General features: G+C 53.8%; 16 protein-coding genes. 14 read left to right on the top strand and 2 right to left on the bottom strand.

What is annotated here, in order from left to right:
• Positions 1–11: 11 nt before the first annotated feature.
• On the bottom strand, positions 12–1,916 hold the full coding sequence (locus tag AC6I8C_RS16990) for an ABC transporter ATP-binding protein (protein ID WP_497823101.1): 1,905 nt from the start codon (positions 1,914–1,916) through the stop codon (positions 12–14).
• A gap of 112 nt (positions 1,917–2,028) precedes the next feature.
• On the opposite strand from AC6I8C_RS16990, the gene kefG reads away from it, so the two are divergent.
• The 4 genes from kefG to slyD all read left to right on the top strand — a co-directional run bounded on the left by kefG (position 2,029) and on the right by slyD (position 5,365).
• Entirely contained in the window at positions 2,029–2,580 is a 552-nt protein-coding gene (kefG, locus tag AC6I8C_RS16985; RefSeq protein ID WP_497823100.1) for a glutathione-regulated potassium-efflux system ancillary protein KefG, read from the top strand.
• Entirely contained in the window at positions 2,581–4,389 is a 1,809-nt protein-coding gene (gene kefB, locus AC6I8C_RS16980) for a glutathione-regulated potassium-efflux system protein KefB (RefSeq protein ID WP_013359253.1), read from the top strand.
• Between the two features lie 23 nt (positions 4,390–4,412).
• A complete protein-coding gene (locus AC6I8C_RS16975; RefSeq protein ID WP_010253033.1) occupies positions 4,413–4,607 on the top strand; it encodes a YheV family putative zinc ribbon protein in 195 nt (64 codons plus the stop codon).
• A 197-nt stretch (positions 4,608–4,804) separates the two neighbouring features.
• Positions 4,805–5,365: a peptidylprolyl isomerase gene (gene slyD / locus AC6I8C_RS16970; protein WP_009087618.1), complete on the top strand. Its 561-nt coding sequence runs from the start codon at positions 4,805–4,807 to the stop codon at positions 5,363–5,365.
• A gap of 97 nt (positions 5,366–5,462) precedes the next feature.
• Here slyD and AC6I8C_RS16965 read toward each other — a convergent pair whose 3' ends face one another.
• Positions 5,463–5,681 carry a SlyX family protein gene (locus AC6I8C_RS16965; RefSeq protein ID WP_013359251.1) on the bottom strand — a complete coding sequence of 73 codons (219 nt, stop codon included), beginning with the start codon at positions 5,679–5,681 and terminating at the stop codon, positions 5,463–5,465.
• Between the two features lie 269 nt (positions 5,682–5,950).
• On the opposite strand from AC6I8C_RS16965, the gene fkpA reads away from it, so the two are divergent.
• From fkpA to bfd, 10 genes are all read left to right on the top strand, one after another.
• A complete protein-coding gene (gene fkpA, locus AC6I8C_RS16960; protein ID WP_061063525.1) occupies positions 5,951–6,796 on the top strand; it encodes an FKBP-type peptidyl-prolyl cis-trans isomerase in 846 nt (281 codons plus the stop codon).
• Between the two features lie 166 nt (positions 6,797–6,962).
• The gene (locus AC6I8C_RS16955; protein ID WP_013359249.1) at positions 6,963–7,685 is read left to right on the top strand and encodes a helix-turn-helix transcriptional regulator; all 723 of its coding nucleotides are present in this window, start codon (positions 6,963–6,965) and stop codon (positions 7,683–7,685) included.
• Positions 7,685–8,071: a sulfurtransferase complex subunit TusD gene (gene tusD, locus AC6I8C_RS16950; protein ID WP_135907595.1), complete on the top strand. Its 387-nt coding sequence runs from the start codon at positions 7,685–7,687 to the stop codon at positions 8,069–8,071. Before AC6I8C_RS16955 ends, tusD begins: the two co-directional genes overlap by 1 nt.
• Positions 8,071–8,430: a sulfurtransferase complex subunit TusC gene (gene tusC, locus AC6I8C_RS16945; protein WP_497823099.1), complete on the top strand. Its 360-nt coding sequence runs from the start codon at positions 8,071–8,073 to the stop codon at positions 8,428–8,430. Before tusD ends, tusC begins: the two co-directional genes overlap by 1 nt.
• Before the next feature lie 9 nt (positions 8,431–8,439).
• Positions 8,440–8,727: a sulfurtransferase complex subunit TusB gene (tusB, locus tag AC6I8C_RS16940; RefSeq protein WP_033734132.1), complete on the top strand. Its 288-nt coding sequence runs from the start codon at positions 8,440–8,442 to the stop codon at positions 8,725–8,727.
• Positions 8,728–8,851: 124 nt separating this feature from the next.
• Entirely contained in the window at positions 8,852–9,226 is a 375-nt protein-coding gene (gene rpsL, locus AC6I8C_RS16935; RefSeq protein WP_003852912.1) for a 30S ribosomal protein S12, read from the top strand.
• 96 nt (positions 9,227–9,322) lie between these two features.
• Positions 9,323–9,793 (top strand): 30S ribosomal protein S7, encoded by a 471-nt coding sequence (gene rpsG, locus AC6I8C_RS16930; RefSeq protein ID WP_009087603.1) that lies wholly within the window; start codon positions 9,323–9,325, stop codon positions 9,791–9,793.
• Between the two features lie 90 nt (positions 9,794–9,883).
• Positions 9,884–11,998 carry an elongation factor G gene (gene fusA / locus AC6I8C_RS16925; RefSeq protein ID WP_033734130.1) on the top strand — a complete coding sequence of 705 codons (2,115 nt, stop codon included), beginning with the start codon at positions 9,884–9,886 and terminating at the stop codon, positions 11,996–11,998.
• A 68-nt stretch (positions 11,999–12,066) separates the two neighbouring features.
• Positions 12,067–13,251 (top strand): elongation factor Tu, encoded by a 1,185-nt coding sequence (gene tuf / locus AC6I8C_RS16920; protein WP_135907598.1) that lies wholly within the window; start codon positions 12,067–12,069, stop codon positions 13,249–13,251.
• A 172-nt stretch (positions 13,252–13,423) separates the two neighbouring features.
• Positions 13,424–13,618, top strand: coding sequence for a bacterioferritin-associated ferredoxin (gene bfd / locus AC6I8C_RS16915; protein WP_033784140.1), 195 nt, complete (start codon positions 13,424–13,426; stop codon positions 13,616–13,618).
• Positions 13,619–13,671: the final 53 nt, after the last annotated feature.

The following is a 13,671-nucleotide window of genomic DNA, read 5'->3' as shown; positions in this document are numbered from 1 at the left end:
GGAGAGTTTATTTATGAAGCCATCATCTGTTCGAGCTGTTCCTGGGCTTCCAGCCACGCCATCTCAACCTCTTCCAGCGCAGATTTACTCTCCGCCTGACGCTGCAGCGCGGTGGTCAGGTCCGCTTTACGGCTCGGATCATAAATCGCACTGTCTGAGAGCTGTGTTTCGGCATCGGCCAGCTGGCTCTGCCATTTGCTCATCTGCTTTTCCAGCTTCTCGATCTCTTTGCGCAGTGGTTGCGTCTGGGTGCGCAGTTCGGCATCGCGGCGCTTCTGATCTTTACGCGCCTGGGCACTATTGCCGTTATCCTGCTTCGGTGCGGCATCCTGTTGCGCCTGCTGTTTCTGCAGATCGCTCAGCCACTGCTGATAATCTTCGAGGTCGCCCTCAAACACATCCACTTTGCCATCGTGCACCAGATAGAGATCGTCGGTGGTGGCGCGCAGCAGGTGACGGTCGTGCGACACCACCACCAGCGCACCTTCGAAGTCGATCAACGCTTCGGTCAGCGCCTGACGCATATCAAGATCCAGGTGGTTGGTAGGTTCATCGAGCAGCAGCAGGTTAGGGCGCTGCCAGACAATCAGGGCCAGCACCAGTCGCGCTTTCTCACCGCCGGAGAAGCGCTCGGTGTTTTCAGTGACTTTATCGCCACGGAAATCGAAGCCGCCCAGATAGTCGCGCAGCTGCTGTTCAAGCACCTGAGGCGCAATGCGCGACAGATGCTGCAGCGGCGACTCGTCAGCCCGCAGGTACTCCAGCTGATGCTGGGCGAAGTAACCGAGCTTGATCCCTTTCGCCAGCCCCATCTTGCCGTCCATCGCTTCCAGCTCACCCGCCAGCAGCTTGATCAGGGTCGATTTACCGGCGCCGTTACGTCCCAGCAGGCCGATGCGCGATCCCGGAACCAGGTTAAGCTTGATGGCGTCGAGAATGATACGGTCGCCATAGCCCGCGGTCACCTTCTCCATCTTCATCAGCGGATTAGGCAGGTTCTCCGGCTTGCGGAAGGTGAAGCTGAACGGATTGTCGACATGGGCCGGTGCGATCATCTCCATGCGCTCCAGCATCTTGATGCGGCTCTGCGCCTGCTTGGCTTTGGTGGCCTGCGCACGGAAGCGATCAATGTAGCTGTGTAAATGCGCCACTTTCTCCTGCTGGCTTTCATACAGCGCCTGCTGCTGAGCCAGTTTGGCGACGCGCTGCCGCTCAAAGGAGCTGTAGTTGCCGGTGTATTCGAACATCGACTCCTGTTCGATATGGATAATTTTGTCGATGACCGGATCGAGGAAGTCACGATCGTGCGAGATCAGGATCAGCGTGCCTTCATAACTCTTCAGCCAGCGCTCCAGCCAGATCACCGCATCGAGATCGAGGTGGTTGGTCGGTTCATCCAGCAGCAGCAGATCGGAACGACAAATCAGCGCCTGGGCCAGATTAAGGCGCATACGCCAGCCACCGGAGAAGTCGCTGACCGGACGCTGCAGCTGTTCCTGGCTGAAGCCCAGACCGTGCAGCAGGCTTGAGGCGCGCGCATGAATGCTCCACGCCTGCACCGCATCCAGCTTGCCATGCAGCAGCGCGATGGCATTGCCATCGTCGCGCAGATTGGCGTCCGCCAGTTCTGCTTCAAGCTGGCGGAACTGGCGATCGCCATCAATCACGTACTCCAGCGCAGCTTTATCCAGCGCGGGGGTTTCCTGATTCACCCAGGCCAGCGCCCAGTGAGAGGGGAACGTGACGGTACCGGCATCGCTGGTGATTTCACCTTTTAACAGCGACAGCAGCGTGGATTTCCCACAGCCGTTTTTACCCACCAGCCCGACCTTCTGACCGGGATTGATGGTGGCGGTGGCATTGTCGAGCAGGACGCGGATGCCGCGGCGAATTTGTAAGGCTGAGAAGACAATCATGTAAGCGCCGTATCGTCAGAATATGTTAATTTACTGGCAACATAATGAGATTTTGCTGCGTCGTGCATGGTAGCGGAAAACCGCACCAATGACGACGCTTTGGAGGGAAAGGATGTCGCAGCCACCCAGGGTTTTGCTGCTTTATGCTCATCCGGAATCACAGGATTCGGTCGCAAATCGGATCCTGCTGCAGCCGGCTCAGGCACTGGAACACGTCACCGTGCACGATCTGTACGCGGCCTATCCGGATTTTTTTATCGATATTCACTATGAACAACAGCTGCTGCGCGAACACGACGTCATCATTTTCCAGCATCCGCTCTATACCTATAGCTGTCCGGCGCTGCTGAAAGAGTGGCTGGATCGCGTTCTGTCACGCGGTTTCGCCAATGGTGTGGATGGCAATGCACTCGAAGGCAAGTACTGGCGCAGCGTGGTGACGACCGGAGAACCGGAAAGTGCTTTTAAACAGCAGGGTCTGAACCGCTATTCGCTCAATGACATTATGCGTCCTTTTGAGCTGACCGCGCAGATGTGCCGTATGCACTGGATGCCGCCGATGATCGTCTACTGGGCGCGTCGGCAGAGTCCGGAATTAATGAAAAATTATGCCCGCGCCTATGGCGACTGGCTGGCAGCACCGCTGCCGAATGGAGGGGTATAGATGGAAGGGCAAACGCTGCTGACCGCGGGGGTGATTTATCTGGTCGCGGCGGTATTGATTGTGCCGGTGGCGGCTCGCCTCGGTATTGGTGCTGTTCTGGGCTATCTGGTGGCGGGTATCGCTATCGGTCCGTGGGGTTTAGGCTTTATCAGCGACGTCGATGAGATTCTTCACTTCTCTGAGCTTGGCGTGGTTTTCCTGATGTTTATTATCGGGCTGGAGCTGAACCCGGCAAAGCTGTGGGCGCTGCGCCGCTCCATTTTTGGCGTCGGCGCGGCGCAGGTGATCTTCTCAGCGGCTATTCTGGGCGGCTTATTATGGCTGACCGACTTTAGCTGGCAGGCGGCAATTATCGGTGGGATTGGTCTGGCGATGTCTTCGACCGCCATGGCGCTGCAGCTGATGATGGATAAAGGTATGAACCGCAGCGAAGCCGGACAACTGGGCTTTTCGGTGCTGCTGTTTCAGGATATCGCGGTCATCCCGGCGCTGGCGCTGATCCCGCTGCTGGCCGGCACCGACAGCGGTCACATCGACTGGATGAAGGTCGGCATGAAAGTGCTGGCGTTTGCCGGCATGCTGGTGGGTGGGCGTTATCTGCTGCGGCCGATCTTCCGCTATATCGCCGCATCAGGTGTCCGTGAGGTCTTTACCGCGGCGTCGCTGCTGCTGGTGCTGGGTTCGGCGCTGTTTATGGATGCGCTGGGCCTGTCGATGGCGCTGGGCACCTTTATTGCCGGGATCCTGCTGGCAGAAAGTGAATACCGGCATGAGCTGGAAGTCGCTATCGATCCGTTTAAGGGGCTGCTGCTGGGCCTGTTCTTTATTTCGGTGGGCATGGCACTCAACCTCGGAGTGCTCTATACCCATATTGTGACCATCCTGCTGGGCGTGGTAACGCTGGTGGCGGTGAAAACGCTGGTGCTCTATCTGCTGGCGCGCATTTATGGCCTGCGCAGTTCCGAGCGCCAGCAGTTTGCTGGCGTACTGAGTCAGGGCGGCGAGTTTGCCTTTGTGCTCTTTTCAGCGGCCTCGTCGGCAAAGCTCTTCTCAGGCGATCAACTGCCGATGCTGCTGGTGACGGTGACGCTGTCGATGATGACCACGCCGTTGCTGATGAAGGGTATCGACCGACTGCTGGCACGCCGCTTTAATGAGCCGGACGAAAATGCAGAGAAACACTTTGTCGAAGATGATCAGCCGCAGGTAATTGTGGTGGGCTTTGGTCGCTTCGGACAGGTGATAGGTCGCCTGCTGATGGCGAACAACAAACGCATTACCGTGCTGGAACGGGACATCAGTGTGGTGAGTCTGATGCGCAAATATGGTTACAAAGTCTATTACGGTGATGCCACCGAGCTGGAGTTACTGCGTGCTGCCGGTGCAGCCAGCGCCCAGTCGATTGTGATCACCTGTAATGAGCCGGAAGATGTGATGACTATCGTGCATCTGTGTCAGCAGCATTTTCCGCAGTTGCAGATTCAGGCGCGCGCCCGGGGCCGTGTGGAAGCGCATGAGCTCCTGCAGGCAGGCGTCACCCAGTTCTCGCGTGAGACCTTCTCGAGTGCACTGGAGCTGGGCCGTAAAACATTGATGTCACTGGGGATGCATCCCCATCAGGCGCATCGCGCTCAGCAGCATTTTCGCCGGCTTGATATGCGGATGCTTCGCGAGCTGGTGCCGACGCTCTCTGAAAGCGCGGCACAGGCTTCACGTGTCCGTGAAGCGCGGCGTGAACTGGAAGATATCTTCCAGCGGGAAATGCAGCGCGAAAAGCGGCAGATCGACGGCTGGGACGATGATCAATAAACTTTTTAAACAGGCAGAAGCTAATGCGTAAACGTTTTATTGCTGGTGCGACATGCCCGCACTGCCAGGAGAAGGACACGCTGGCGATGTGGCGTGAAAACAATGTCGATGTGGTGGAGTGTGTGAAATGTGGTCATCAGATGCGTGAGGCAGATAAGCAGGCGCGCGATCAGGTTCGGACCAATGAGCAGGTTATCGGCATTTTCCATCCTGAATAGCGGAATCGGGCAGCTTTTTTCACGCTTAAACTTACAGCGGGATTGAATTCCGTTACAATTGACGCCATTAAGGCTGAAGTCGCAAGAGAAAGTGAAACCCCTCTTGCACTCAACCCCGAACCTTTCTGGTTGGTGTTATTGCACGCAAGAATAGACCAATGAGACGGGATCTCAGCTCTCAACGGTTAGGAGATATCATGAAAGTAGCAAAAGACCTGGTGGTAAGCCTGGCCTATCAGGTACGTACAGAAGACGGCGTGTTAGTTGACGAGTCACCGGTGAGTGCACCGTTAGACTACCTGCACGGTCATGGTTCCCTGATTTCTGGTCTGGAAAATGCGCTGGAAAACCACGTTGCCGGCGACAAGTTTGACGTGCATATCCCGGCAAACGATGCTTACGGTCAGTATGACGACAACCTGGTGCAGCGCGTACCTAAAGACGTCTTCATGGGCGTTGACGAACTGCAGGTTGGCATGCGCTTCCTGGCAGAGACCGATCAGGGTCCGGTACCGGTAGAAATCACCGAAGTGGAAGACGATCACGTCGTGGTTGATGGTAACCACATGCTGGCGGGTCAGAACCTGAACTTCAACGTTGAAGTGGTTGCTATCCGTGAAGCCACACCGGAAGAGCTGGCTCATGGCCACGTTCACGGTGCAGATGGCCATCATCATGACCACGATCACGGCCATGATCACGACCACGACCACGGTAAAGGCGGTTGTGGTACTGGCGGTTGCGGCTGCAGCCACTAAGTCTCAACAGACCTTTTAAGGCCACCTCCGGGTGGCCTTTCTTTTGGCTGATACTCTGGTTCGGTCCGGCTGAGCCGGGGCCAGATACTGCCCACCATCAGTAGTGTGGCGGTGGCGTCTCTTCAGACTGCGAGGCGACCATCGAGGGCGCATTCGCTTTGAGCTTGTCGGTCAAAATGCGCATCTGCTCACGCATCTTGTTCATCTCCAGCTCGTGCTGAACCACCGCGCTGTTCAGCTGCTCAATGGTCATCTCCTGAAAGGCCAGTTTGCTCTCTAACGTCTCCAGACGCTGTTCCCACTCAGATTGTTGCATGACCTCTTCCTCTGTTAAGGTGCGACTCAGGGCGTGATTCTACGACCTGAATGCCAGGAATCACCTGTTTTTTTCACGCCCGGAGGCGTTGCGCTTGAAAAAAGGCAGCGCGGCATCATCTCTGATGAAACTTCCCGATGTTATAAAGGTCGGAGGTAGACCGGGTAATTACATTGTGGGAGTGTTCGACACTGCCACGTAAAGTTATAGTGTGGGCCCTGAAGTCCGCAATGTTTCCCGAGGTTAGACGCTTCGGTTTTGGAGAATGGATGAAATCACTGTTTAAAGTCACATTGTTAGCTACCACCATGGCTGTTGCACTGAATGCATCAATGGCAATGGCAGCAGACACCGCTGCGGCGCCACAGGCTGCACCAGCCGCCGCGCCACAGTCCGCGCCTCAGGCACCTAAGAATGCGGCTTTCAAAGATGAAGACCAGCAGTCTGCCTACGCACTGGGTGCTTCACTGGGTCGCTACATGGACAACTCCCTGAAGGAGCAGGAAAAACTGGGCATCAAACTGGATAAGCAGCAGCTGATTGCTGGTGTTCAGGATGCGTTTGGTGGCAAGAGCAAACTGTCTGACGAAGAGATTGAGCAGACGCTGCAATCCTTTGAAGGCCGCGTGAAAGGCGCAGCCTCAGCGAAAATGGAAAAAGATGCGAAAGAGAATGCTGAAAAGGGCGACGCTTTCGCAACCAAATTTGCTAAAGAGAGCGGCGTGAAGAAAACCGAAAGCGGCCTGCTGTATAAAGTTGAGAAAGAAGGTACTGGCGACGCACCTAAAGACAGCGACACTGTCGTGGTGAACTACAAAGGTACGCTGATCGACGGTAATGAATTCGACAACTCTTATACCCGTGGCGAGCCGCTCTCATTCCGTCTGGATGGCGTTATCCCAGGCTGGACTGAAGGTCTGAAGCACGTGAAGAAAGGTGGCAAGATCAAGCTGGTGATCCCACCGAATCTGGCTTACGGCAAAAACGGCGTTCCGGGCATCCCGGCTAACTCCACCCTGGTCTTTGATGTTGAACTGCTTGATATCAAACCCGCGCCTAAAGCAGATGAAAAAGCACAGGCCCCTGCGCCTGCTGCTGCAGAAAAAGCGCAGTAATCTGCTGACCGCCGCCTCCGGGTGGCGGTTTCATTTTAGCTTCACGACAAACCTCTGGCATAAGCCGACGACATTTGCCAGACTAATGCCTGCCTAATTATCCCAATATTGAGTCTGCCCATAAGCCGCTGTGACAGGCTCCAGCCATTCAGGGTGATACTCTTCAATGTCTAATCCATTCAATCCGGGTGAACTGAGCGACTTCGATCTTCTGGAGCAGCGCCCGTTCGAAGAAACTGATTACGATATTCTGAAATCGTACGAGGCTGTCGTGGATGGCCTGGCGATGTTGATCGGCTCGCATTGTGAAATTGTCCTGCATTCGCTTGAAGATCTGAAGTGTTCGGCCGTGCGTATCGCCAATGGTGAACACACTGGTCGTAAAGTCGGTTCGCCGATTACCGACCTGGCCCTGCGTATGCTGCATGATATGCATGGCGCGGACAGCAACGTGTCACGTGCCTATTTCACGCGTGCCAAAAGCGGCGTGCTGATGAAGTCGGTCACCATCGCGATCCGTAACCGCCAGCAACGGGTTATTGGCCTGCTCTGCATCAACATGAACCTGGATGTGCCGTTCTCACAGATCATGTCGACTTTCATGCCGCCTGAGATGCAGCAGGTTGATTCCAACGTCAACTTCGCCAGTTCGGTCGACGATCTGGTGATGCAGACGCTGGAGTTCACCATTGAAGAGGTGAGTGCCGATCGCAACGTGTCGAACAACGCCAAGAATCGTCAGATTGTGCTGAACCTGTATGAGAAGGGAATCTTTGACATTAAAGATGCCATTAACCAGGTGGCAGATCGTCTGAACATCTCGAAGCACACCGTTTATCTTTACATCCGTCAGTTTAAAAATGGCGACTTCCAGGGACAGGATCGGTAATGCGCTATACCCTGCTGGTCACCGGCCCGGCTTATGGGACGCAACAGGCGACCAGTGCATATCTGTTCGCCCGCGCGCTGCTGACGGCGGGCCATCAGCTTGACAGCGTATTCTTCTATCGCGAAGGGGTGCTGAACGCTAATCAGCTCACCGCACCGGCCAGCGATGAGTTTGATCTGGTACGCGCGTGGCAGACATTACATCAGGAGCAGGGTGTGGCACTGAACATCTGTGTAGCGGCTGCGCTGCGGCGTGGTGTCAGCGATCAGCAGGAAGCGGCCCGACTCCAGCTGGCGGGCAGTAACCTGCAGCCGGGTTTTACCCTGAGCGGGCTGGGTGCGCTGGCAGAAGCGGCGCTGAGCTGTGAACGTATGGTGCAGTTCTGATGAATCGTGTCGCATTTGTCTTTACCCGGGCCCCGCACGGTAGCAGTGCAGGACGTGAGGGGCTGGATGCCGCGCTGGCTACGGGCGCACTCAGTGAAGATATCGGCCTGTTTTTTATTGGTGATGGCGTACTGCAGCTCAATCTGCACCAGCAGCCTGAGGCGATTAAGAGTCGTCACTATGCTGCGACCTTTGGCGTGCTGGCACTGTATGACATTGAACAGTGTTATCTCTGCCGGACATCGCTGATAGCGCGTGGATTAGCGGTTGACGCTGACCGGTTGCTGGATGTTACGCTGCTGGACGCGCCGGAGCTGCGGCAGACGCTGGCCAGCTACGATCGCATTCTGACTTTTTAAGAGACGTTAATGCTGCACACTTTAATGCACTCGCCGGCCCATTGTGACCTCGAAACCCTGCTTTTAATCGCGGGTGAGGGTGATGACCTGCTGCTGCTGCAGGATGGTGTGTTGGCTGCCTTAGCAGGCAGTCGCGCATTGGCGCAGTTGTCAGCGTGTAAAGCAACGCTATGGGTGCTTGCTGAGGATGTCCAGGCGCGCGGACTTACTGAACAAATTTCGAGCAGCGTGCAGTCAGTAGACTATACTGGCTTTGTCACGCTAACGATCAGGCATCCGCAACAAATGGTCTGGTAATCGGCTAAAACCTGGTTATTTCTTGACACCCCTTTGACTCAGCCCTAAAATTCTGCCTCCTCGTAATTCTACGAGGCGATTTATTACGTGTTTACGAAGCAAAAGCAAATCCAGGAGCTATTTAATGGCAACAGTTAACCAGCTGGTTCGCAAACCACGCGTCCGCAAAGTTGCAAAGAGCAACGTGCCGGCGCTGGAAGCTTGCCCGCAAAAACGTGGCGTTTGTACTCGTGTGTACACCACCACTCCTAAGAAACCAAACTCCGCACTGCGTAAAGTCTGCCGTGTGCGTTTGACCAACGGTTTTGAAGTTACCTCCTACATCGGCGGTGAAGGTCATAACCTGCAGGAACACTCCGTGATCCTGATCCGTGGCGGTCGTGTAAAAGACCTGCCAGGTGTGCGTTACCACACCGTTCGTGGCGCGCTGGACTGCTCAGGTGTTAAAGACCGTAAGCAGGCTCGCTCCAAGTACGGCGTGAAGAAGCCAAAGGCTTAATGGTTCTCCGTTAAGTAAGGCCAAACGTTTTAAATTAAATGTCATAATAAACTCATAGAGTTTTGGACAATCCTGAATTAACAACGGAGTATTTCCATGCCACGTCGTCGCGTCATTGGTCAGCGTAAAATTCTGCCAGATCCTAAGTTCGGATCAGAGCTGCTGGCCAAATTTGTAAATATCCTGATGGTAGATGGTAAAAAATCTACTGCAGAATCAATTGTTTATACCGCGCTTGAGACCCTGGCTCAGCGTTCAGGTAAAAACTCCCTGGAAGCCTTTGAAGTAGCGCTGGAAAACGTGCGTCCGACTGTCGAAGTTAAGTCACGTCGCGTTGGTGGTTCTACTTATCAGGTACCAGTTGAAGTCCGTCCGGTTCGTCGTAATGCCCTGGCAATGCGCTGGATCGTAGATGCTGCTCGTAAACGCGGTGATAAATCAATGGCTCTTCGCCTGGCGAACGAACTTTCTGATGCTGCAGAGAACAAAGGTACTGCAGTGAAGAAACGTGAAGACGTTCACCGTATGGCTGAAGCCAACAAGGCGTTCGCTCACTACCGCTGGTAACAGTCGCGTAGTTGTTAAACCAGCGGGCGCCCAAAGGGCCAACCCGCTGGGGTTGACTAATTTTGAACGTCCGAAAAACCGAGGAATCAAATGGCTCGTAAAACACCCATTGCTCGCTACCGTAACATCGGTATCAGTGCGCACATCGACGCCGGTAAGACTACCACTACCGAACGCGTTCTGTTCTACACCGGTGTAAACCACAAAATCGGTGAAGTACATGACGGCGCAGCAACCATGGACTGGATGGAGCAGGAACAGGAACGTGGTATTACCATCACTTCCGCTGCGACCACCTGTTACTGGTCTGGTATGGCTAAGCAGTTCGAACCACACCATATCAACATCATCGACACCCCAGGACACGTTGACTTCACCATCGAAGTAGAACGTTCTATGCGTGTGCTTGATGGCGCGGTAATGGTTTACTGTGCAGTTGGTGGCGTTCAGCCACAGTCTGAGACCGTATGGCGTCAGGCTAACAAATACAAAGTTCCACGCATTGCGTTCGTTAACAAAATGGACCGCATGGGTGCTAACTTCCTGAAAGTTGTTAACCAGATGGAAGTTCGTCTGGGCGCAACTCCAGTTCCTCTGCAGCTGGCTATTGGCGCAGAAGAGAAATTCACCGGTGTTGTTGACCTGGTGAAAATGAAAGCAATCAACTGGAACGACGAAGATCAGGGTGTGACCTTCGTTTACGAAGATATCCCAGCTGATATGCAGGAACTGGCTGAAGAATGGCGTGCGAAGCTGGTTGAAGCCGCTGCTGAAGGCTCTGATGAGCTGATGGAGAAATTCTTCGGTGGTGAAGAACTGACTGAAGAAGAGATCAAAACATCTCTGCGTAAGCGTGTTCTGAACAACGAAATCATCCTGGTAACCTGTGGTTCTGCATTTAAGAACAAAGGTGTTCAGGCGATGCTGGATGCAGTTGTTGAATATCTGCCAGCACCGACTGACGTTACCGCGATCAACGGTATGCTGGACGACGGTAAAGACACGCCGGCTGTTCGTCACTCAGACGACAACGAGCCGTTTGCTGCACTGGCGTTCAAAATCGCTACCGACCCGTTTGTGGGTAACCTGACCTTCTTCCGCGTTTACTCTGGTGTTGTTAACACAGGCGACACCGTGTTCAACCCGGTTAAGTCAAACCGTGAGCGTTTGGGCCGTATCGTTCAGATGCACGCTAACAAGCGTGAAGAGATCAAAGAAGTCCGTGCGGGTGATATCGCAGCTGCAATCGGCCTGAAAGATGTGACCACTGGTGACACCCTGTGTGACCCAGAGAACGTCATCATCCTTGAGCGCATGGAGTTCCCGGAGCCGGTAATCTCTATCGCCGTTGAACCAAAAACCAAAGCTGACCAGGAAAAAATGGGTCTTGCTCTGGGCCGTCTGGCGAAAGAAGACCCATCATTCCGCGTATGGACTGATGAAGAATCTAACCAGACCATCATTGCGGGTATGGGTGAGTTGCACCTCGACATCATCGTTGACCGCATGAAGCGTGAGTTCAACGTTGAAGCAAACGTGGGTAAACCACAGGTTGCTTACCGTGAAGCGATTCGCAACAAAGTTACCGATGTTGAAGGTAAACACGCCAAGCAGTCTGGTGGTCGTGGTCAGTACGGTCATGTTGTTATCGACATGTACCCACTGGAGCCAGGTTCGAACCCGAAAGGTTACGAATTTGTCAACGACATCAAAGGTGGTGTGATTCCTGGTGAATACATCCCTGCGGTTGACAAAGGTATCCAGGAGCAGCTGAAGTCAGGCCCTCTGGCTGGTTATCCGGTTGTGGATCTGGGCGTGCGTCTGCACTTCGGTTCTTACCATGATGTCGACTCCTCAGAACTGGCGTTTAAACTGGCCGCGTCTATTGCCTTCAAACAAGGCTTTAAACAAGCGACACCTGTTCTGCTTGAGCCTATCATGAAGGTTGAAGTTGAAACGCCAGAAGAGAACACGGGTGATGTTATCGGTGACCTTAGCCGTCGTCGTGGTATGCTCAAAGGGCAGGAATCTAACGCTACTGGTGTTCAGATTCACGCTGAAGTTCCGTTGTCTGAGATGTTCGGATACGCAACTCAGCTGCGTTCTCTGACCAAAGGTCGTGCTTCTTACTCCATGGAGTTCCTGAAGTATGACGATGCGCCGAACAACGTAGCGCAGGCCGTTATTGAAGCTCGTAGCAAATAAGCTACGGTTTAAATTTGAACTGATGCCTTCACCCAGATGGTGAAGGCACAACGTAAGGAATTATCGCCATGGCGAAAGAGCAATTTCAGCGTAACAAACTGCACGTAAACGTGGGCACCATCGGTCACGTCGACCACGGTAAAACCACCCTGACTGCAGCTATCACCACCGTACTGTCTAAAACTTACGGCGGCCAGGCTCGTGCATTCGATCAGATCGATAACGCACCAGAAGAGAAAGCTCGTGGTATCACCATCAACACTTCACACGTTGAGTATGAAACCCCGACTCGTCACTACGCACACGTTGACTGCCCAGGCCACGCCGACTATGTGAAAAACATGATCACCGGTGCTGCGCAGATGGACGGCGCGATCCTGGTTGTTGCTGCGACTGATGGCCCGATGCCACAGACCCGTGAGCACATCCTGCTGGGTCGTCAGGTTGGCGTTCCTTACATCATCGTGTTCCTGAACAAGTGCGACATGGTTGATGATGAAGAGCTGCTGGAACTGGTAGAGATGGAAGTTCGTGACCTGCTGTCAGCATATGACTTCCCAGGCGACGACACTCCAATCGTTCGTGGTTCTGCTCTGAAAGCGCTGGAAGGCGAAGCTGAGTGGGAAGCGAAAATCATCGAACTGGCTGAGCATCTGGATACCTATATCCCAGAACCACAGCGTGCGATCGACATGCCGTTCCTGCTGCCAATCGAAGACGTATTCTCAATCTCTGGCCGTGGTACTGTTGTTACCGGTCGTGTTGAGCGCGGCATCGTTAAAGTCGGCGACGAAGTTGAAATCGTGGGTATCAAAGATACTGCGAAATCAACCTGTACCGGTGTTGAGATGTTCCGTAAGCTGCTGGACCAGGGTCAGGCAGGCGAAAACTGTGGTGTTCTGCTGCGCGGTATCAAGCGTGAAGACATCCAGCGTGGCCAGGTTCTGGCTAAGCCAGGCTCAATCAAGCCACACACCCAGTTCGAGTCAGAAGTTTACGTTCTGTCTAAAGACGAAGGTGGCCGCCATACTCCGTTCTTCAAAGGCTATCGTCCACAGTTCTACTTCCGTACAACTGACGTAACCGGTTCAGTAGAGCTGCCAGAAGGCGTTGAAATGGTCATGCCAGGCGACAACATCAAAATGGTTGTTACCCTGATCCACCCAATCGCAATGGACGAAGGTCTGCGCTTCGCAATCCGCGAAGGTGGCCGTACCGTTGGCGCGGGTGTTGTTGCTAAAGTTATCGCTTAATTGTGATACCTGCTGTGGTCGTGCAAACGGCTACTGCAACACAGTGAAAAAGAGCACTTCGGTGCTCTTTTTTTTGCTCTGAAAATGGCCATAACCCTGCAAAGGGTAGGTTTGAAATAAAAACGATTCGCATTTACACTGTGTACAGAAAATGTACCCGAGTGATGAATCAATGTACGTCTGCCTGTGTAATGCCATCAGTGATAAAACCCTTCGTGAAGTTGTGCGTCGATATCAGCCCAAATCTATTCAGCAGCTGCGCCAGTTTGTTCCGGTAGGCAAACAGTGTGGCAAATGCGTTCGTGCTGCGCGTGAGATTATGGATGAAGAGATGCAGCATGCCCCGCTCTATAAAGAGATTGCCTGACTGACCCTGGATGTGTGGATACCCACAATATCTGTCGCGTTTTTTTGACTTCT

This window comes from Pantoea sp. X-Soil-YNGN-844, assembly GCF_059730595.1.
Note: the sequence above shows the minus strand (reverse complement) of the source record. Positions and strands in the feature narration are given on the sequence as shown.

Coding starts and splice junctions, on each gene's coding strand:
- AC6I8C_RS16990 (WP_497823101.1), bottom strand. CDS start 1,916: ATGATTGTCTTCTCAGCCTTACAAATTCGCCGCGGCATCCGCGTCCTG.
- kefG (WP_497823100.1), top strand. CDS start 2,029: ATGTCGCAGCCACCCAGGGTTTTGCTGCTTTATGCTCATCCGGAATCA.
- kefB (WP_013359253.1), top strand. CDS start 2,581: ATGGAAGGGCAAACGCTGCTGACCGCGGGGGTGATTTATCTGGTCGCG.
- AC6I8C_RS16975 (WP_010253033.1), top strand. CDS start 4,413: ATGCGTAAACGTTTTATTGCTGGTGCGACATGCCCGCACTGCCAGGAG.
- slyD (WP_009087618.1), top strand. CDS start 4,805: ATGAAAGTAGCAAAAGACCTGGTGGTAAGCCTGGCCTATCAGGTACGT.
- AC6I8C_RS16965 (WP_013359251.1), bottom strand. CDS start 5,681: ATGCAACAATCTGAGTGGGAACAGCGTCTGGAGACGTTAGAGAGCAAA.
- fkpA (WP_061063525.1), top strand. CDS start 5,951: ATGAAATCACTGTTTAAAGTCACATTGTTAGCTACCACCATGGCTGTT.
- AC6I8C_RS16955 (WP_013359249.1), top strand. CDS start 6,963: ATGTCTAATCCATTCAATCCGGGTGAACTGAGCGACTTCGATCTTCTG.
- tusD (WP_135907595.1), top strand. CDS start 7,685: ATGCGCTATACCCTGCTGGTCACCGGCCCGGCTTATGGGACGCAACAG.
- tusC (WP_497823099.1), top strand. CDS start 8,071: ATGAATCGTGTCGCATTTGTCTTTACCCGGGCCCCGCACGGTAGCAGT.
- tusB (WP_033734132.1), top strand. CDS start 8,440: ATGCTGCACACTTTAATGCACTCGCCGGCCCATTGTGACCTCGAAACC.
- rpsL (WP_003852912.1), top strand. CDS start 8,852: ATGGCAACAGTTAACCAGCTGGTTCGCAAACCACGCGTCCGCAAAGTT.
- rpsG (WP_009087603.1), top strand. CDS start 9,323: ATGCCACGTCGTCGCGTCATTGGTCAGCGTAAAATTCTGCCAGATCCT.
- fusA (WP_033734130.1), top strand. CDS start 9,884: ATGGCTCGTAAAACACCCATTGCTCGCTACCGTAACATCGGTATCAGT.
- tuf (WP_135907598.1), top strand. CDS start 12,067: ATGGCGAAAGAGCAATTTCAGCGTAACAAACTGCACGTAAACGTGGGC.
- bfd (WP_033784140.1), top strand. CDS start 13,424: ATGTACGTCTGCCTGTGTAATGCCATCAGTGATAAAACCCTTCGTGAA.